General features: G+C 46.8%; 16 protein-coding genes. 11 read left to right on the top strand and 5 right to left on the bottom strand.

What is annotated here, in order from left to right; translation table 11 throughout:
• Nucleotides 1–79: 79 nt before the first annotated feature.
• The 3 genes from H8K52_RS04700 to H8K52_RS04690 all read left to right on the top strand — a co-directional run bounded on the left by H8K52_RS04700 (nt 80) and on the right by H8K52_RS04690 (nt 4,357).
• On the top strand, nt 80–1,498 hold the full coding sequence (locus tag H8K52_RS04700; RefSeq protein ID WP_186921723.1) for a transporter permease: 1,419 nt from the start codon (nt 80–82) through the stop codon (nt 1,496–1,498).
• A gap of 11 nt (nt 1,499–1,509) precedes the next feature.
• Nucleotides 1,510–2,670: an o-succinylbenzoate synthase gene (gene menC, locus H8K52_RS04695; RefSeq protein ID WP_186921722.1), complete on the top strand. Its 1,161-nt coding sequence runs from the start codon at nt 1,510–1,512 to the stop codon at nt 2,668–2,670.
• Between the two features lie 238 nt (nt 2,671–2,908).
• Nucleotides 2,909–4,357, top strand: coding sequence for a DEAD/DEAH box helicase (locus H8K52_RS04690; protein ID WP_186921765.1), 1,449 nt, complete (start codon nt 2,909–2,911; stop codon nt 4,355–4,357).
• Nucleotides 4,358–4,446: 89 nt separating this feature from the next.
• Here the strand turns inward: H8K52_RS04690 and gluQRS are convergent, their stop codons facing one another.
• The 4 genes from gluQRS to H8K52_RS04670 all read right to left on the bottom strand — a co-directional run bounded on the left by gluQRS (nt 4,447) and on the right by H8K52_RS04670 (nt 7,740).
• Nucleotides 4,447–5,328 (bottom strand): tRNA glutamyl-Q(34) synthetase GluQRS, encoded by an 882-nt coding sequence (gene gluQRS / locus H8K52_RS04685; protein WP_186921721.1) that lies wholly within the window; start codon nt 5,326–5,328, stop codon nt 4,447–4,449.
• Between the two features lie 100 nt (nt 5,329–5,428).
• Complete coding sequence (locus tag H8K52_RS04680) at nt 5,429–6,217, bottom strand: DUF2145 domain-containing protein (protein ID WP_186921720.1); 789 nt, start codon at nt 6,215–6,217, stop codon at nt 5,429–5,431.
• On the bottom strand, nt 6,217–6,699 hold the full coding sequence (locus tag H8K52_RS04675) for a hypothetical protein (RefSeq protein ID WP_186921719.1): 483 nt from the start codon (nt 6,697–6,699) through the stop codon (nt 6,217–6,219). The genes H8K52_RS04680 and H8K52_RS04675 overlap by 1 nt, the downstream gene beginning before the upstream one ends.
• A 159-nt stretch (nt 6,700–6,858) precedes the next feature.
• On the bottom strand, nt 6,859–7,740 hold the full coding sequence (locus tag H8K52_RS04670; protein ID WP_186921718.1) for a sulfurtransferase: 882 nt from the start codon (nt 7,738–7,740) through the stop codon (nt 6,859–6,861).
• A gap of 449 nt (nt 7,741–8,189) precedes the next feature.
• Between H8K52_RS04670 and H8K52_RS04665 the strand changes: the two genes are divergently transcribed.
• The 8 genes from H8K52_RS04665 (at nt 8,190) to H8K52_RS04630 (ending at nt 18,543) form a co-directional block, all read left to right on the top strand.
• Complete coding sequence (locus H8K52_RS04665; RefSeq protein ID WP_186921717.1) at nt 8,190–10,316, top strand: serine/threonine-protein kinase; 2,127 nt, start codon at nt 8,190–8,192, stop codon at nt 10,314–10,316.
• A 40-nt stretch (nt 10,317–10,356) separates the two neighbouring features.
• The gene (locus tag H8K52_RS04660) at nt 10,357–11,691 is read left to right on the top strand and encodes a hypothetical protein (protein WP_186921716.1); all 1,335 of its coding nucleotides are present in this window, start codon (nt 10,357–10,359) and stop codon (nt 11,689–11,691) included.
• Between the two features lie 88 nt (nt 11,692–11,779).
• On the top strand, nt 11,780–12,136 hold the full coding sequence (locus H8K52_RS04655) for a hypothetical protein (RefSeq protein ID WP_186921715.1): 357 nt from the start codon (nt 11,780–11,782) through the stop codon (nt 12,134–12,136).
• A gap of 117 nt (nt 12,137–12,253) precedes the next feature.
• Nucleotides 12,254–13,348, top strand: coding sequence for a phosphotransferase (locus H8K52_RS04650; RefSeq protein WP_186921714.1), 1,095 nt, complete (start codon nt 12,254–12,256; stop codon nt 13,346–13,348).
• Nucleotides 13,345–14,403 carry a T3SS effector HopA1 family protein gene (locus H8K52_RS21790; protein WP_186921713.1) on the top strand — a complete coding sequence of 353 codons (1,059 nt, stop codon included), beginning with the start codon at nt 13,345–13,347 and terminating at the stop codon, nt 14,401–14,403. Before H8K52_RS04650 ends, H8K52_RS21790 begins: the two co-directional genes overlap by 4 nt.
• Nucleotides 14,397–15,686, top strand: coding sequence for a lanthionine synthetase LanC family protein (locus tag H8K52_RS04640; protein WP_186921712.1), 1,290 nt, complete (start codon nt 14,397–14,399; stop codon nt 15,684–15,686). Before H8K52_RS21790 ends, H8K52_RS04640 begins: the two co-directional genes overlap by 7 nt.
• Before the next feature lie 168 nt (nt 15,687–15,854).
• Nucleotides 15,855–18,053 carry a serine/threonine-protein kinase gene (locus tag H8K52_RS04635; protein WP_186921711.1) on the top strand — a complete coding sequence of 733 codons (2,199 nt, stop codon included), beginning with the start codon at nt 15,855–15,857 and terminating at the stop codon, nt 18,051–18,053.
• Nucleotides 18,054–18,162: 109 nt separating this feature from the next.
• Nucleotides 18,163–18,543: an acyl-CoA thioesterase gene (locus tag H8K52_RS04630; RefSeq protein WP_222613675.1), complete on the top strand. Its 381-nt coding sequence runs from the start codon at nt 18,163–18,165 to the stop codon at nt 18,541–18,543.
• 49 nt (nt 18,544–18,592) lie between these two features.
• Here the strand turns inward: H8K52_RS04630 and H8K52_RS04625 are convergent, their stop codons facing one another.
• Nucleotides 18,593–20,173, bottom strand: a complete 1,581-nt coding sequence (locus H8K52_RS04625; RefSeq protein WP_186921710.1) for a sigma 54-interacting transcriptional regulator — start codon at nt 20,171–20,173, stop codon at nt 18,593–18,595.
• Between the last annotated feature and the right edge of the window lie 222 nt (nt 20,174–20,395).

Below are 20,395 nucleotides of genomic sequence, written 5' to 3'. Positions count from 1 at the left end.
CCCCGCAGCCTTTTGCGCCCCACTCAGGTGGGGCTTTTTTATAAGAGGGCTGCCTGAACTGTTAGCCGGAGCTACAAGCATGAGCAACAAGCCAAGTACATTTAAAGTTCCAAACACCCTGATCATCTTGCTCTTTGGCGCGCTATTGATTGCCTTGGTGGTACCCTGGGTATCGGCAGGTTATTTTGAAAAAGGTGTTCCAATTTCACTCGAATCTTATCGGGTCGCAGACCATAACATCAGTATTTCGGTGTTTGGTACAGGTAAGGAAATTGGCTTTCTCAACGCGCCGTTTGAAGGTATGACATCAGGTAGTCGTGGTGGTTCTGCGATTGGTGTGATCGCTTTCATTCTGTTGGTCGGTGGTGCATTTGGTGTCATCAATGCAACCGGCGCAGTTGATCGTGGTTTGTTACGTCTGATTGCGATTACCGGACATCATCCACGTTTGTTGTTGGGATCTTTATTTGCTGCTTTCGCCACGGGTGGTGCTGTATTTGGTATGGGTGAGGAAACCATCGCCTTCCTGGCCTTATTGTTACCGCTGATTTTGCGTATGGGGTATCCGCCCGAAGTTGGGGTGATGATTACTTATGTCGCCAGTCAGATCGGCTTCGGTACCTCATGGATGAATCCGTTTGGAGTCGCTTTGGCGCAAGGCATCGCCAACGTGCCGCTACTGTCAGGCGCCCCTTTGCGCATTGTCATGTTTTTTATATTTGTCAGCACTGGGATCGCATTTACACTTTGGTATGCGCAACGTCATCGTACCGAGGTTGAGTTGGGAGTCGATGGAAAAATTGCGATTCCATTGGATACACCACCACTTGGATTTGCGGATCGATTAATTCTTGTTGGTATCGTTGCGACTATCGTCTGGATCGTTTGGGGTGTCGTCACTGCTGGTTACTTTATTCCAGAAATTGCGACTCAGTTTGTCAGCTTATGTTTCTTCGCTGCGATTGTCGCCATTATTGCCAAACGTTTGACCGCCGATGCAGCAGCCGAAGCTTTTGTTGGTGGAGCGCAGCAACTCATGTCGGCGGTCATGGTAATTTCTTTGGCGAAAGGGATCGAATATTTATTGGGGGGCGCGAATCCACACGCGCCTTCGGTTTTGAATACCTTTTTGCACAGCATGGGAACCATGTTAGAAACTTGGCCTGCGCAGATGGCAGCGCAAGGTATGTTGGCGGTACAAACGATGTTCACCTTTGTGATCCATTCTGGTAGTGCGCAGGCAGCGATTAATATGCCCCTGATGTCTGGTCTTTCCGATTTGGTCGGTGTGACCCGGCAAACAGCTGTGTTGGCCTACCAATTAGGTAATGCCATGGCGAATATGAGCGTGCCGACTGGCGCAATTTTGATGGCATCTTTAGGCGTTGCTGGTGTGCCTTGGACGCGATGGTTTGGCATTATTTGGCGTTTCCAATTATTGATCTTGCTGATGTCGATGGCGATGGTGGCTTTTGCCGTAACGATTGGTTATGCCTGAGGAGTTTGAAAATGGATCAACAATTTCTGCATTGTTCAGTACCGATTTCTCCAGCAGTTGATGCGCACATTCCGGTTCTGCATCGCATCGACCTGATCACAGTACGTTTACCGTTTGTAAAGCCTTTTGCCACCAGCGTCCATACTTGGGCTGTAAAAGAGGCGTTGTTGTTACGACTGGAATCGGATGGCGTAGTGGGGTGGGGCGAATGTGTGGCTGATCCCGATCCTTTTTATGCCAGTGAAACGACACAAACCGTATGCCATATTTTTAAAGAATTTTTATTACCATTGCTGACGCCAGGGCAAACCATCGGTGAGTTGCTAAAACGTTGGAGTCCTGTGCGGGGACATGGCATGGCAAAAGCGATGGTCGAAAACGCTTTGCTGGACTTGATCGCACGGCAGCAAGATCGCCCTTTGCACGCCTTATTGGGATTCTCAGAACGGCGCATACAGTCGGGCATCAGTTTGGGCATTCAAGAATCAATTCCAGCATTGCTAGAGGCAGTGGCAGAAGCGACAAGTCGACCCTATCACCGTGTGAAGCTGAAGATCATGCAAGGTAAAGATATTGAGTGGGTGGGCGCTGTCCGCGCTGCCTATCCAAAGCTGACGCTGATGGCCGACGCCAATGGTGACTATGGCCTTGAACACGCAACACACTTGCGCCAACTTGATGCTTTTCATTTGACGATGATAGAACAACCCTTGTCCTACAGCGATATCGTCCAACATGCTGCGCTACAACGTGAGCTGGCTACGCCACTGTGTTTGGATGAATCGATTCACAACCTTGACGATGCCCGTTCGGCGCTGGCATTGAAGGCCTGCGGTGTCATTAACATTAAGCAGGGACGAGTCGGTGGCATGATCGAGTCGCTGCGTATTGCCGCTTTGTGCCAGCAGGCAGGCATCGCTGTTTGGTCTGGCGGCATGGATGAAACTGGCATCGGTCGCGCTTTCAATCTCCAACTACAGACTGCACCGGGCTTTAATCTGCCAGGAGACACTTCAGAAACGGCACGATATTTTGACCAAGACATCGTTGCTCCATCTGTAGTTTTGGCAGATGATGGTTTCATCGATTTACCCAAGGGGCCTGGCATAGGTGTCACCGTACTGGAAGACCGTGTGGCACGCTTTACTTTGGCGCGTGAGTCAATTCTTTAAAAAGTTCTCGACCTCATGTGGGATCCCTTGGGTAGATCCCACACTAAGTGTTTATTCAGCTAGATATTTTTTGGAGTAGGTTTTTTGATAATTATGATCGAAAAATAGTTCTGGACATGCATGGTGTTATAATGCGCCCTGTTGAATTTCTTCCACGCCTTACTCTTTGCTGACGCAACATCACAAATTTCCACCTTTGATGCAGTGTTAGACCCGCGGGAGGCACACTATGCATAACATGACCGAAACCTCTGTTCCAACGATTGCCGAACTGGCTGCTGATACTCTTCGATTTGATTCTTTTGGCTTGGCGCCAGAAATTTTGCGCGCACTGAATGATCAGGGTTATGTGCATCCGACGCCAATTCAGGCACAGGCAATCCCTGTTGTCTTGCAAGGTCGAGATGTCATGGGAGCCGCGCAAACCGGGACGGGTAAGACGGCTGGTTTTTCTTTGCCGATCATTCAGCTTTTGATGGCGCATGCTAATACCAGTGCGTCACCGGCGCGTCATCCAGTTCGTGCTTTGATATTGACACCAACCCGCGAGTTGGCGGATCAGGTCGCAGAGAACGTCAAAGCCTATTCGCGTCATACGCCTTTACGTGCGACAGTCGTATTTGGTGGCGTTGATATGGCTCCGCAAACTGCCATATTGCGCAATGGTGTGGAGATCGTTATTGCGACGCCTGGTCGTTTGCTTGACCACGTGGCGCAAAAGTCGGTGAATTTGTCTCAAACACAAATTTTGATTATGGACGAGGCTGATCGCATGCTCGATATGGGTTTTTTACCCGATCTGCAACGCATCATCAACTTGTTGCCTAAGCAGCGTCAAAACCTAATGTTCTCGGCGACATTTTCACCCGAGATCAAGAAACTATCTGCAAGCTTTCTGAACGATCCGGTCACCATCGAAGTGGCGCGTAGTAATGCCACAGCTGAAAATGTGACGCAAGTTCTGTATAAAGTGCAGGAAGATGAAAAGCGCGATGCCGTTGCTTTCATTATTCGTGAACGTGGATTAAAGCAGGTCATCGTATTTTCAAACACGAAAATCGGCGCTTCTCGTGTCGCTGTGCATTTGGTTAAGCAAGGTATTAAAGCGACCGCGATTCACGGTGACAAATCTCAGCAAGAACGCATGGCGGCCTTAGAGGCATTTAAGCGTGGCGAAGTCGAAATTTTGGTGGCGACGGATGTCGCTGCGCGTGGATTGGATATTTCAGAAATGCCGTGTGTGATCAACTTTGATCTGCCTTACAACGCCGAAGATTATGTCCATCGTATTGGTCGTACTGGACGAGCTGGTGCGAAAGGTGATGCAATTTCCTTGCATACCGATAAAGATGAACGCTTATTAGTCGATATTGAAAAATTGATTAAGCAAAAGATCGTGCGTTTGCAGTTGGCGGGTTTTATCGCGACGTCTTTGCATACCGAACGGAAAACCAGCTCTTTTGCTGAGCGTAGTGAACGTACGCCTAATCGCTTTAACGACAAGTCAGCCGAGCGGCCAGCTCGTAGTTATCAAGCGCCACGTGAAAAAGTGGATCCTTGGTTCCTTAAGCCTTATGAGCCAAGCGCAAGTCAGGCGTCAGTCAAGCCAGACTTAACGACTAAAGCTGACCCAAGCAAGCCGCAAAAGAAAGCAGCTTTATTGGGTGGTCTTGTAAAGTCGACTTAAAAATAGTCTGCAAGAAGCAACACCTTTGGGCGCATAAAAAAAGCAGAAATCCTAGTCGGTTTCTGCTTTTTTGATTTTTGAGAGAGCAATCACAGATTGAATTTTGCGGCCCATGCAGTGGTCGCAGCTAGCCAAAAATCGTCAATATTGTCAGGGCGAGTGTTTAATGGCAATTCTAGGAATGCCGCAGCAGGTAATAGCGCTTCTTGCAAAACATCGTTATCACCGCGATCAAATGCGAGTGCACCCGTTTGTTTGGAAAGTTTTTCACCTTCAGCATTGAGCACGACCGGCACATGCATATAGGTCGGCGTCGTCAAACCGAGTAGCTGCTGTAGATAAATTTGTCTCGCGCTTGAGTCTAAAAGATCTGCGCCACGCACAATGTGGGTGACACCTTGCGCGGCGTCATCGACCACGACCGCCAATTGGTAAGCCCAAAAACCGTCCGCGCGTTTCAACACAAAATCACCGACTTCACGACTCAGATCTTGGCTTTGTCGACCTAGGATACGATCTTGAAACTCAAAGATGGCAGCATCACCAGACGGTACTCTGAGTCGATAGGCGCGCGCTGCCTTATCCTGCGCGATACCGTTACGACAGGTGCCAGGATAAATTTGATGATCCGATAATCCGGCGCGTAAGCGAGAGTCTGCGATTTCTTTGCGTGAACATGCGCATGGAAAGACGTGATCGCCTAATTTTTCCAAAGCAATCTGGTAGTTCGATGTACGCTGACTTTGCCACACGACCTCATCGTCCCATCGCATGCCGCAACGTTTTAAGGACGCGATAATGTGTAGATCTGCGCCTGCCACGTTGCGATCAAAATCCAGATCCTCGATGCGTAATAGCCAGCGCCCAAAATGGGCTTTGGCATCCAAATAACTAGCCATCGCGGCGACTAGCGATCCCATATGTAGAGGGCCAGTGGGCGAGGGAGCAAAGCGACCGCAATACCTGGACATAGAGAAGATGTAAAAGAAAAATACGAGGTGAATACCAGCTGACGAATGATCAGTTTATCAAAAAAAGCAGAATAATCACAATGCAATTGGCATGTACACTTTACGGATACGTGACCGTAATACGCCGTAACTGCGCATCTCGCTGCTGCAAGAAATGATCTATCGATTCCACCGTCACGGTGTCAATTTTACCCGCCATTCGTTTTCCCATAGGATGGTCGTCAAAGGCAATATTGGCGCGAAACATACGTCCGCCTAAACGACTTAGCATAGAGATTTCTAAAGTACTGGGTTGATAAGCCATCATTGCTAGCCAGGCCTGCGCCTGTTCACGCTGTTGAATCACGACATCATTCGCAAGTGCTGCCGCAAGAATTTCCAATGCCCATTGATTCGAATTTTGATATCGCGTGGAGTAGGGATAAGACACCATGTTGTAATGCGCTTCATGTAGTTGGCGCGGACTGGGGGAGTTGAGCGTCTTTAGAATTTTCGTTTGCAGATCGGCAGCGGGAATCAAGAGCAAGGATGCAAAACGATAGGGGTCATCCATAAAAAAATTCGCTAATCCTTCGTTGAATAAATCAGAATTAGCGGTGCCACATTGATTCAACTCATGCATTACGATCCAACGGCCATCTTCATCTCTGCGGACGATGCCGAGATGGGAATAGTGCAAATGATATTTTGTTAAATCTTGTCCGGCTCGGGCAATGATTGCCAATTCTGCCTTAGCGTCGTCCAGTTGCTGTTTGACTTTGCGCGCCAATTCAAAACCTTGCATGATTCGTTGTGGATTAACTGGTTTCTCTTCACAAGTTTGTCCGGCGAATGTTGTCTGCGTCCAAAATGCCGCGCACAGACCGATGGTGATGAGGCAGCATCGCATCACTTCACCCGAGCATGGTGGAGTAAAGCTTTGCCAATTTCGTTAGGAATGAAGGCGATGATTTTGCCAGCTGAGATGAGGATGTGGCCAGTTGAGACCGCCGTTGCATGCAAAATGGCACCGCTAACTAAGCCAAGTTGACGTAGGCCTTCACCAGATAATTGTACAGTCACACTGGCAGCATCCGATGCGCCTTTCATGACGATGACGACGCCACTGGCGACCACGACGCTACTTTCCACTACAAATTCTGCAGAGCCTGTAACACCCAATAAGGAGCCTTGCACCACCATACTTCCTGCGCCAGAGATTGCCTCAGATGATCTAGATACACCACACGATGGGCAATCAGGATTGTTTGCATTTTCCGCTGCAAGGGTCAATGTTGTATTGGTAAAGATTGAAAGGAATAGAGTGAGGGCGATGAACAAACGATAGCTGACTGACATACTTACCTCGGCATCAAATAAATGAGTCGCCATTATTGATGAAGTCGGTCGAATCGATAAAAAAATACCGAAAGGCGCAAATTTTATAGAGAAAGGTCGCTAGTGCTGATACTTTGCCGAGACGTAAGATTGAAAAAAAAGCCTGCCGACATCAAGTCAAGCAAGCTTTCGATCGTAAAAAAGATCAATTTGTTAGTTGGCGTGTGGCGAGCTACTAGCGCTGTCACGAGTCGCTTTTTGACAATGCGGGCAGGACTTGCCCTCGATGTACCACGGTGATAATTGCTCACGCGGTGTGACTACGGCACGGCAGGCATAGCATTGCGTTGTATCCGTTGCTTCTAATTTTGGATTTAGGGCCGTACGGTAATCGAATACAAAACAATCGCCGTGGTAATGATCGCCACCGACTTCTTCGAAGTATTTCAAAATGCCGCCTTCGAGTTGATAGACACTTTCAAAGCCCACATTCTGCATGTGGATCGCCGCCTTTTCGCAACGTATACCGCCAGTGCAAAAAGTCACCACGGTTTTATCATTGAGCGCATCGCGGTTTGCCTCGATCACGGCTGGGAATTCGGTGAACTTGCTAATCCGATAGTCGATAGTGTTATCAAAGCTACCGACATCAACTTCAAAATCATTGCGGGTATCGACCATCACGACTGGCTTACCGTTGTCGTCATGACCTTGATCCAACCAACGCTTCAAGGTTTTCGCTTCGACAAATGGTGCGCGACCGTCTTCAGGTTTAATCAAAGGCATGCGCATGGTAATAATCTCTGGCTTCAATTTCACTAGCAATTTGGTAAAAGGCTGGCGATCAGAAAAACTTTCTTTGGCAACCACATCCGCAAAGCGCGCGTCGCTATGCAACCAATCCATGTAGGCATCAATCTCATGGCGTAGGCCTGCTAAAAACATATTGATGCCCTCAGGTGTCAATAGCACCGTGCCTTTCAAGTTCAGTTCTTGGCACTTGGCGATAAACTCAGGACGTTTTTCTTCAGTGTCATTAAAGGTAATGAATTTATAGGCGGAAATATTGACGTAAGGTGTAGCGGCAGATTGCATGGGAGACTTAAAAGAAAGAAGAGTTCGGTTACTAATTCATACGATGACTTAATGAACGACTACGATGGATCGAAAGTCGTTGAGTAAGTCTTTGATTTGCCAGCATTATAGGTGAAGTCGCTGTGCTTTTCATGGTGCAGGGCTGGCTTCGTGTAGAAAATTCATAGGAAGCTGCAGTGCAGTTTAGAAATTGCTTGGGTCAAGCTGCTTAAAAAGGTCTTCGTTGAAGTGCTTACATGTCAATATAAAAAAATTAATTTGTAAAAAACACACTTGACATGTAAAACGTGGCATTTCTGTATGAATCAAAGACCACTTTAATGGTAAAGTCGAAAATTGATTCAAAACAACAATCAACGACATTTGCGCGTCACTAACTACTAATGAGCTCGATTCCAACGAACATCAATTTATCGCCAAGCCAGGCGCTAACCGAGCCTGCAGATTTCATGCACTATGAAATCCGTCGTTGTCTCGACACGAATTCTTTGTCGCCCGTCTATGAGGCTTGGGATACAAAGTTACATCGACTGGTCGTGATCAAACAGTTGCATCATCTTGGTAAAGACTTTGATGTCGTATTGGCGCAAGCGCGCAAAGTGGCTGCCTTAACGCATTCTGCTTTTGTCAAAATTCATGCTTTAGAAGAAGTCGATAGCAAACTCTATATCGTGATGGAAGCTGTTCAAGGCAAGGGTTTATCTGCTTGGATAGACGAGCATCAGGGGCAAGAAAATCTCGCTCTAGTCCATATCAAGCAAATCGCGACAGCCATGCTCGAAGCCCATGCTGCCGGTTTACTGCACGGCGATCTCAAGCCTGCAAATCTCATCGTTGATGTGGCCGGGCGGATTCGTATTCTTAATGTGGGTGCGACTTCGCACTTTAATCCACATGCCGTGAGTAATGTGGCAGAGATCGACACACATGACAGTATTGCCTACTTAGCGCCAGAGCGGTTTGTGGAAACCACACCGACGCCTGCCAGTGATGTCTTTGCGTTAGGGACGGTCTTGTATGAAATGTTGCTTGGGCATACACCTTACGTGCATTTGAGAGGCATCGCCTTAGTGGCGGCGCAAGCGCAAGCTGCATCCACGCAATGGGAATGGCCAGAAAAATTGTCGCCAGAGGTTCGCAGTTTAATTCTGGCGATGACCATAGTTGATGCCTCCAAAAGACTGCGTTTGCAGCAGGTACAAGAAGAATGCAAAAAGTTGACTGTGAGTGAGCTTAACTCTGGTAGTGCCAGTGATCTCAACATAAAAGCCCTGCAGACTCAGCTCGTTAGTGCCGCGCGTCGACGTCGATATCTACTAAGCATTGCCTGTTTCTTTTTGTTGAGTGTGGGAGCGATTGTGATTTGGCAGGCCAAGCCTAACTGGACCCATATCGTCAAAATGTTTAAGCCTTATTCTGAGTCGCGCGAGTTAGAGCAAGGCATGCAAGCGCTGGCTATGTATGACAAACCAGGTATGTTGGATAAGGCGACAACACACTTTAATACGGTATTGGAACGCGATTCGAATAATGCACGCGCAGTGGCGGGGCTTTCTATGGTTTATAACTATCGCTTCCGTAGTAGTAGTCGTGATGAAGTCTGGCGCGAGAAAGCTTTGGCAAGTTCTCAACGGGCTTTGCAATTAAACCCCGACTTAGCATTGACGCAGGTGGCTCATGCCTTGTCTTTGGATCCGCATCAGCAGTTTGATTTGGCAATGACAGCAGTTGCTCGTGCAAAAAAAATGGAGCCAAATAGTTTATTAGTTTGGCAAACCGAATTACGCATTTTTTTGCTGTCGCGTAAATATGAAGACGCGATCCGTACTGCCGACGCCGCATTAAAGTTGTTTCCGAATGATTGGTTGATTCTGAATTTAAAGGGGATTGTCTATCTAAATCAAGCGCAATTTTCAATCGCAGAGCAACTCTTTCGGGCAAATATTCTCCATAATCCAGATGTGATCCTTTCCTATATTTTCTTGACCAATGCCTTAGAAGCGCAAGGACGGACAGATGAATCGCTACAAGTTTTGCAACAGGGATTACAGATCCGCTCTGATGCCCTGTTGTATAAGAGCCTAGGGCAAATTAAATATTCTCGTGGCGAGTATGCATCTGCTGTGATCGCACTTGAAAAAGCGGTTGATGCAAATCCTCAGGAATATGAAAATTGGGCTTATTTAGCAGATGCCTTAAATCAAATTGGCTCCAGAGTCGATGAGGCTCGCCTGGCTTATGAGAAGGCACGGGAATTGCTAGAGATCAGAATTAACCGTCGTCCAAACGATGGCTGGTTCATCGCGCAATTAGCGACATTTGAAGCCTCTTTGGGACATCAAGCGAAAGCGCTAAGCCTGATTGAGCGTGCATTGAAGCTCAATGCTGGCAATCCAAATGTGCACTTGCTTGCGGCGCGCGTATTTGAGCAAATAGGGAAACGAGGTGATGCGTTAGAGGCCATTCAGAAATCGAAGAGCTTGGGTATTACAGAGGCGCAAGTAAATGCGGAACCATTTTTAGTTAAATTGCGTAAAGATCCTCAATATGAGGATTCGAAGAGTACGCAAAAATAAAATTGTGAATAAATTGGATAATTGAACTCGATAAACGACTATGCCAACAAATTATTTTTCTCAATGCCGCTTCATAGGTTATGCCATTCCAACCGGACCTAGCCAAGATAAATTGATACTGTCAAAATATTTGGTCGGGAATTATTTAGGGGCAGACGACTTGGAGCAGGATTTGCGGGCACGTATCAGCATTCTAAAAAATGCAGTCGATACTGCCAAAAAAGCATTGCCAGCCAATGATACGCAGCTCGTCAATAATATTTTTATGGCACCTGAATTTTATTTTCATGGTCCGCTTGGCGCGTACGTTTATCAAAGTGAAGAAGATGATCCGGCGGTAAGAGCCTTAGCGCTATTAGCTGAGACTTTTAATGCCGAGGAATACCCAAATTGGACTTTTGTTTTTGGCACCATGATCAGTGCCAAAGTCGCGAATATCGATGCAGTATTTGCATCGCCATCAGTACAAATGCGTAAGAGACTGGTGGAAAGTTTGGCTTTTAATGCGCAGGCGGAGTTTGGAAACGCACGCAGTATTACTGAACAGATTTTGAATGAGACTATTGCCGATTTGCGGGTAAACCCCGCAGTGGAAGTGCGTGATCGGGCTCTGATATTCAGTAATATCGATTTGCAAATACAGGGCAAATCTGAGACATTTAACAAAATGACTTCCGAGAAATATTTCCTTTCCCCAATTGATTTCGTCTTGTTTGAAACGAATAATCAAAATGTGATTACTGAAGAAATGGTTGGCTATCCCCATATTGATTTATCTGATGGTGATGTAAAAAAAGCTCCTTACGATCCCCTTGCCATTTTCCGACAGAATTATGGTGAGGATAATGTTCCAGCCTATGTTGATTTTGGATTGGAAATTTGCCTAGATCATGATGATGCGCGCTTACGTAAGACGATGAGTCGTGAATGTCCCTCAAATGTTAGCGATGCTAGCGACTTGGTGCACATCCACTTAATACCGTCGAGCGGTTCTGCGATTGTGCAACAATGCGTGGTCGCTGGTCATAATGGCTTTGTGTTTAATGTTGACGGTTGGTGTGCCTATGATGAAAGTTCCACGCCGCAGCAGGGAGATGTCAACGGGGTGCAATCACTCTATGCCAGCTACCATTCTTTGGACGGATGCACACAATATGCCGCGCATTCTCAATTAGCTCAAGTGAATAATCCCGCCAAGGGAAACGATCCCAATTACAACGCAGCCAGCTTTAATGAGCTGAATGTGGACAATGTTGCAGTGCTGACTGTGCCGCTACCGACTCTCGAGTGCGGCGAATTCAGCGATTACTTCGCAGGTGGAACTGGCGCATTGCATGTTTTTGGAATCAAGCAAGCTTACCCTTTGACTATTTGACTTGTTTGCTTGTCGGAAGTCCTCAGAATGCTCGCGAGTTTTGAGGTAATTGTAGTTTAACTTTACTGAATCAACGGAGATGAATAAAATGAATAATTTGGTTTTTGAAATGACTGGTTCTGCTACAGCCATTTGCACGCAGGACAGCTGTGAAGCGACTGGTCCTGCTACAGCCATCTGCACGCAGGACAGCTGTGAAGCGACAGGTCCTGCTACAGCCATCTGCACGCAGGACAGCTGTGAAGCGACAGGTCCTGCTACAGGCAATTGCTCGCAAAATGGTTGTGAAGCGACTGCTATTTGTACGCAAGATAGTTGTGGAGCCGATGTTGCTGGTTCTACTCAGCAACATGTTAAAGTCGCTTTGGGTCATAATCAAATCGCACCTCCTCAATACCAATATACACAGCAATCATTTCAGTCTGCGCCGGCATTTTTGTGCTGATTGGTTTCATTATGCAGAGTAGTTAAGTTAGACGATCATCTGTTCCTTAATTACGTAAAACCCGAAGGATTCCGCTTCGGGTTTTTTTTATAGCAATTCTCATTCACTGAATAAATCATGTTTCTAACAGCAGCCAATTTGGCGCATTATTTACTGGATAGTGGCCTTGTCGATGTAGCAGATATTGTTGATGGCGACTTTAAAGTGATTGAAGCTGGGCAAAACAATCGCAATTTTAAAGTCGTAGTTGGAAACAATCGCGGTAAATTTTTAAAACAAGTACAGTCTTTTCAAGACTTGCATCGCAGCTCGATACAACGAGAGGCGGATTGTTATCGCTGGGCACAAGGGTTTCCGTTGTGGGCAAATCTGATGCCTACCTTAGTTCGTTATGATCAATCGCGGTATTGCCTAATTTTGGAATTGCTATCAGCGAGTGAAAATTTACGCGAATTTTATAATAAACACAGAGAGTTCCCGGAATCGATAGCCGGTTTGTTAGGCGATGCTTTGAGTGTTTATCATAGTATCAAAATTGACCTTGATAGCACTGAGACCAACTTGCCAAAATTGTCGAATAAAGTGCCATGGATTTTTACCTACCACAAAGTATCTTATTTTCCTGCGAATTCATTAAGTGGCGGGGCTGTGCAGTTTGGTGATGTTTTGCGTAGTTTGCCAACTTTGCAAACGCATCTGGAGCGGCTTTTTGACATCTGGCGCAGCTCGGATTTAATCCACGCGGATATCAAATGGGACAATTGCTTGATTCAACAGGTTGAGCACGAGCAAAGGCTTAAGATTATTGATTGGGAATTGGTGCAGATGGGTGATGTCCGGTGGGATGTCGGTTCTGTGTTTCAGTCCTATCTGTCGTTTTGGGTGATGTGCTCCTATCGAGATTCAAGTCTGTCGACTCAGCAGTTAATTGATGACACCGTCGCCAATATGCCAAAAATGTTTGCAAGCATCAGGGCATTTTGGAATAACTATCGTAGCGCTAGAAATGAAGGCAGCACTGAGAATGATGTTTGCTTGAAGACGTGCCTAGAATTTGCTGCGGTTCGTATGCTGCAAACTGCTTTTGAGTCGCTTTATCATTGCTCAGAAATGAGTCCGCATGCTTATGCTTTGTTAGATTTGAGTCAGCAAGTCTTGCGTGATCCAACGCAAGCCGCAGTCGACTTGTTTGGTTTGACGGAGGACGTGTGACGATATCAGCAACGGCCTTAGTCTTAACATTGCGTGCAGAATTAGCGGCGATCTGTCAGCGTACGTTAATTTTGAGTCTTAGCTCTTATGTGTTTGATGGAGTGACCTATACATGGGATGCGCAGCCACTTGCAGAAGTAGAACAAAATCCAGCAACCCCAGAGACTAAAAAATTAGTCGAACATTTGAATGCCAGACTTTACGATCTTTGCTACGTGAGAAATTTTCCCGTTGCTGAGGATGCGAGCTCACTAGGCTTTGCGCATGAGAATCTGACAAATCTGTTTCACGCCGCCAATGATAACAAAGATGGCTGGGACCCCGGTTGGCGCATTTATGAGACTGGCACTGACGGTCGAGTGTTCGTGCAAAAAGCCGATCGAAGTCGGGTCGCTATTGCTGGTGAATACTCCACTTACAAATGGCCGGGCGTTACCCCACGAGCTGGCGATTTCGTCAGTATCCGCATGTTTTCTGGCACCACTGACGTGCAGCCTAGTTTTTTCTTTGCCTTTGGTCGCACTTTGTCGGATCAGTTTGATGAAAATACTGTCGTGCGTTTTTACTTTAATGTCGCCGTCCATGAAGCCGTCAATTTGATGATGCACGTGACGTCTACCTTAAATCGTTATCAGATTCCCTTTAAATTCAAATCCTTGGTGCAAGCCAAGATGTACACGCGGGCGGATTCTGCCGTTCTTTATGTGGCACGTCGCCATTACAGCTTGGTCGCCTCTTTGATTTTAGAGATGCACAGAGATGCGCGTATTCGTCTGCGCGAAGGCTCCCCTATGTTCACTTGCAACTTAATCGCTGGCGTTGGGATGGCCGAGGATGTGAAGGCAGGAACGAGCTTTGGTATGCAACGTTGTAGTTTGGTTGCAGAAGGATTGGTGCAAGCTTATTTAGCAGGTGAGCAAAAGATCGATGGCCAAGTGGAAATGATAGAGCAAGTGTTCCTAGCCAAAGATATTCATTTTGAAAAACCTTATTTGAATCCAGGATCGAATGATATTTTTGCGCAGACAATTTTTGATAAAGAGTCACGATGGTAACGTTCACAAATGCGGCGCATGCCGTCCAACAACCTAGTTTGCCGAATTCACTGTATCTAGAAGTGGCAGATCGTATCGCGAATCGCTTATGCCGCGACGCGATCTGGGATAAGGATAGGTGTAATTGGCTAGGCTGGGGCATGGAGTATTCGCAGCAGCGCCGCTCCGCCGTCTATCAAGCCTGTGGCTCTGAACTCTATGGCGGCACCATTGGCATCGCTTTATTTCTGGCGGAATTGCTTAAATACACTGGTGATAGACAGCAACTCCGTTGTTTGGAAGGTGCGGTGAATCAAGCTTGGTCTATGCATGCAAAGAGATCTCCAAGTTTACGCCATAGCTTCTATTCTGGAAGTTGTGGTATCGCCTTTGCGATGACACGCATAGGCGAGCTTTTGCAAAGAGAGCGATTAATTGAACGTGGTATGACATTGATGCTGGAGTTGCGCGATGTGCCTATCGATAAAAAAAATATCGATGTCATCGGTGGCAGCGCCGGGGCGATTCCCGCGTTGTTATTACTCGCAAAAAAATATTCTGAAGCATCCTTGTTGGACTTGGCATGCGCACATGGGCAGCATTTGTTAGGCTTGGCGGAACAGAATCCCATGGGTGCTTCTTGGGCGACGATAACTAGTCCGGTGAAGGCCAATTTGACCGGCTTTGCGCATGGCACAGCTGGTATTGCGACAGCATTGGTGAGTTTGTATCAGGCGACTGGTGACCAGTCATATTTGTTGCAAGCTGAATCGGCATTGCAGTATGAAAAGCAGTGGTTTCATGAAGACGAATCGAATTGGGAGGATTTGCGTCAAACCGGACATGCGAATCAAAGTTGCAGTATGGGTTGGTGTCATGGTGCGCCTGGAATTGGTTTGTCGCGACTGCGCTTGCTGCAACTGCAGCCACTGCTGCCAAATCGTCCGACGATATCTCAGGATTTGGAGGCGGCATTGGCGTCGACCTCACGCGCGTTAATGAAGCCGTGGGCACCAGGTATGAATAATTATTCGCTTTGTCACGGTGCTGCTGGAAATGCGGAATTGATGATTTTGGCGGGGCAGTATTTACAAAGGCCAGACTTGAGTGCCGTCGCAGAAAAAGTTGGACAAGATGGTTACGACTTTTATGTGAAGCAAGGTTTGCCTTGGCCCTGCGGCAATTCTGGCGCGGGAGAATCGCCGAATCTCATGTTGGGAATGGCAGGGATTGGGCATTTCTATTTGCGCTTGTATGATCCGCTACAGGTGGCTTCCGTGTTATCTATCTGGCCCGATGATTGATAGGCATGCGTCGCTGAGAAATTCACTCAAGTGGTTTGGATGCAGGTGATGTTATAAGTAAAAATAGGAGAAGTTCATCAGTTTCCACAGAATGCCCATAGTGGGAGCGGATAAACCGAGTTAGAATACTCCCTGCATTTTACTAACCCGGTTTTCGCATCTGATTTCATGTCCTTCCCTAAAGACAATGCCACTCAAGCTGAACAATTATTGCACTACCAACTAGGTAAAAGCCTGGGTGAGGGTGGGTTTGGGCATGTCTATCAGGCTTGGGATGCTAAATTGCATCGTCAAGTCGCCATTAAATACTTGAAAAACGTCACGCCGGGCGTCGATTTGATGAGGGAAGCTCGACTGGCGGCATCGTTGCAGCATGCGGCTTTTGTCAAAGTTCACTCGCTGGAACAGACCGGAGACGGTCAGGCAATTGTGATGGAGCTGGTGCCAGGCCGTACTTTACGTCAGGTGTTGGAAACTCAGACACCTAGTATTTCACATGTAATTGATATCATCTTGCAAGTCGCGCAGGCGATGCACGAAGCGCATTCTGCTGGTTTGGTGCACGGTGATTTAAAGCCCTCAAACTTGATGCAAGAAGCAAGTGGTGTGGTGAGAATTCTTGATTTTGGTTTGGCAATTCAAGCCGATCGTGATGCCACCACGTCCTTAGTCCAATCCGATCCGCAAGGAACGATTGCCTATATGGCGCCCGAGGTCTTAACCGGCGCTAGCCTGCGGCCCAGCTCAGATATTTATGCCTTGGGCGTGATTTTGTATGAATTGCTGACTGGCGCGCGTCCATTTGCCAACTTGTCCGGACTCGCTTTAGCGGCTGCGGTGATACAGTCCAATTCGGATCAATGGCCTTGGCCTGATCATTTGCCGCAGGTGCTTCGCCATTTAGTGCGTGCGATGACCGCGCGTCAGATTGAACTGCGTATAGCGAGCATGCAGGAAGTCGCGGCACATTGTGCTCGCGTTGCGGCGATTGACGCCCCTACACTCAATTCTGGAACCTTCAATGTCGCAGCTTTGAATTTGATGTTGAATCAGTCTATTCCAGCAGTGCCAAAAAAACTTAACTGGACTCAATTGTTGCGGAAATGGCGCTTGCTTTTGCTGCTGCTGTTGAGCTTGATCATAGGTTTGGGCATTTGGTACTCACAGCCATATTGGCCGCAACTGGAAGCAACCCTGACACCGTATTCCGAAACCAAAGAAATGCAAAAGGGCATGGAGGCCTTAACGTTTTTTGACCGTTTTGACATGCTGGATCGTGCTGAGCGACACTTTTCCATTGTGGCTGAAAATTCCCCGCGTCATGCGGCTGCGGCTGCTGGTTTATCGTTGGTGTATAGCTATCGTTACCTGAATGAAGACATGGCAGGAAACTGGCTGCAGAAATCTGCACTGAAGGCAAAGGAAGCGATTGCCTTCAATGATTTTTTAGCCTTAAGTCATATCGCCAATGCCAAGGTATTGGGCCTGCAAGAACAATTCTCTCCCGCATTTAGCGATATTGATAGAGCACTGGCGCTTGATCCGAACAACGTCTTAGCTTTGACTGTCAAGTTGGAATTATTGATAGCAGCAAGGCGCTTGGAGGAAGCCTTGCAGATGGCGAAACAATTGGTGAAACAATTTCCATCGGAGCGGATGTTTGCGATTCAATTGGGGCAAATCTATGTTTTGCAATCTGATTACAAGGCAGCCGAGGTGGCTTATGGCTTAAGTTTGCAAATCAAACAAGATAACCCCGCCGGATATTTGGGATTGTCGCAAATCTTTATGCGGCAGCAGCGATTAGATGAGAGTGTGCAACTTCTACAGACGGGCATTCGAAAAAATCCGGGTGCGGAGTTGTATCGTGCACTTGGACATAGCTTGTTTTCGCAAGGGGATTATGTGGGCGCTGCCAGTGCGTATGAAAATGCCGTTGCGAGCACCCATGGCAATCCTTCTGACTATGTGGCGTGGGCGAAATTAGCAGAAGCCGTGTCTTGGTTGCCAGGTAAAGCCGATGTTGTTAAGAACGCTTATGAGAAGGCAAGACGGCTTTTGCAGATCCGCGTCAAAGACAATCCAAATAATCCCGATCTGTTATCTTTGATGGGTCTGTATTCTGCCAAGCTTGGCGATAATGCCGAGGCCTTAATGCATATTCAAAAATCACTCGAGCTCGCACCAGATAAGGCGGAAATTCAATTTCGAGGTGGCGTCAGTTTTGAAATGATCGATATGCGGACACAAGCATTAACAGCAATTGCGAAAGCTAAGGCATTGTCGTATCCAGCCAAATTCATCGAAGCGGAGCCAGAATTGGTGAATCTACGTCGGGATCCGAAGTACTTGCGGAGTAATGAATAGATTTTTGTGTCAGAACGGTCTGTTCATTTATGCAAAAGTGATATGAGGAGTGGATTAATGGAATTCGAATTGCCACAAAATTTCAGTATCGTTATGCAAGTGCGCGATTATGAATGTGATCAGGGGGGGGGTCAATAATGCGGTTTATTTTAATTATTGCGAGCATGCCCGACATGAGTATCTTAAAGTACTAAACATCGATTTCGCAGATTTTGCCCGTCGTCATATCAATTTTGTGGTACTTCGTTCTGAGCTTGATTACAAAGCTTCACTCGTAAGCGGTGATGTATTCGAAGTGAGTGTCAGGATTGAACGGATCTCACGCCTACGTTTTTTATTTCATCAATTCATTCATCTTGAATCCAACAAAAAGTTAGTTTGCATAGCCAAAGTATTCGGTGCTGTGGTCGATGAAAATGGACGACCTTGTATGCCAGATGATCTTGCTGTATTGCTTGGGTCTGTTCCTGAAAAATCCTCAACTTCTTAAAGAACCTAGGCTGTGCAACCTGAGTTTCTTTGACTGCGCCTTCTTATCTTTACGCAATCCAGCCTAATCCTTTTAAATGTCTGCGCAATGCCTCGCTTGGGGTTTTTAAGTAAGCGGCACATAGCTCTACCTGATTATTGGCTAGATTCAGTTGGTGGCGGATTTCTTCGGCAGGAATTTGTTCAATTCGGCGAATTTGATTGTTTGCCTCAATTAGTTTATACATCGATGGGCGTGAAATCCCTAAATCGTCTGCCGCATATTGAATCGTCCAATCATGCCGGTTCATCGCATCGACCACATCTTGCTCAGTTAAATCACGCAATTTTTTACGTTCAATGTTAGAAGACTCTACTAGGGGCGCCGAAGGTGGCGATATGTGTGGCGTCGACGAGGATGCGATTGCTGGCGCAGGTGACGTCGCCATTTTTCTGGTCTCTGCACTTGAAATGTGGGTGTTCTTTTGTGCCTCTACCATTTTTGCTAGATGTGGATACTCGCCCATTTGCAAAGATAGTAGCGTTCGTTTAATGACATTGCTGAGTTGCCGGATATTTCCTGGCCATTCAAAGTTCAATAAGTCGCTGATCAGTCCGGGCGGGATCAAACTTAAGTTGATCTGCGCAAAATCGTTGCGCTTGGATAAATGGCAAATTAATAGTCCGATGTCTTCCCGTCGTGCGCGTAATGGTGGAATACGAATGATGAAGCTTTCTAAGCGACGAACCAAAGCGTGATTAAAATTAGTATGGTAAAGGTCTTGGTCGGTTGCCGTGATTAGCCTTGCAGTCGAACGCGCATCACGCGTTGCGCCGAGCGGGCGGTACTCACCATTTTCCAGTACCCGCAATAACATAGGCTGCACCATCGCAGGCGTATTGCCGATTTCATCAAGAAATAAGGTCGAATTTTGTGCTTCGCTGAAATAGCCCTCACGGCTATTTTGCGCTCCGGTATAGGCACCTTTAGCAGCGCCAAATAAATCAGCCGCGGCTAAAGATTCGTTAAGCGCAGCCATATTGACAGAGACCATTTTTAAACTGGCACGCTTACTTAAATTATGGACAGCTTGTGCGGCGACTTCTTTGCCCGTCCCAGTTTCACCGAGCAATAACACGGTATTGTCATTGGTCGAGGCGAGACGTATTAAATCGCGAGTGAAGATCGCATGGCTACCAACACCGATGAAGCCGTCGACAGGATTATGTTTGGGTAAACAATGCATCCAATGTAGACAAATAAAAACCGCCCGTCCCAACGCAATAATGACACCTTCACTCACTTGCTCGGCGCTCAGATCTCGGCGGTCATGGATTTCTTCACCATTGACTTCGACCACCATACGGCTCTTAGGGGGGCAAAGGGCGATTCCATCGTCGTTATTACGAACGATACGCAATGGATCGCGCGAAACACCGCCATGTCCTATGGGCAAAGGATCGCCATTAATGTGGCGAAATGATGGCAAGAACCGGCTTAGTTCAATTTCGCCAGTTTCGGTGCTACCAATAAATTGCTCACCTATTCTGCTCGGGTCAGGGTGCCATGCGATTGTTAGACCCAGTAATGGACGACTATTCGCGGCGGTCAATGCGAGTGGAGAGGTGATGGTGTAATCGGCGTTAGACATTGGGCTTTTACGTAGAAAGTGAGGTTAATTGGTTTTTTAATTTTCTTACGTGTAAAAAAATATTTTACATGACATTTTCGTTAGCTAGTGGTTTGCATCAAAGTTAATTTATTGATACTTAAATGCTCTTTTTTATATTATTTTCTATGCGTTTTGTAGACAGCCTCCATGGCGCCCATGCATTCTAGCGGGAACGTAAGCATAATTCATGCCTTTCCAATA

The sequence above is a fragment of the Affinundibacterium seohonense genome (assembly GCF_014284305.1).
GTDB classification, from domain to species: domain Bacteria; phylum Pseudomonadota; class Gammaproteobacteria; order Burkholderiales; family Burkholderiaceae_D; genus Undibacterium; species Undibacterium seohonense.
This window is presented reverse-complemented; position numbering and strand designations above follow the sequence as displayed.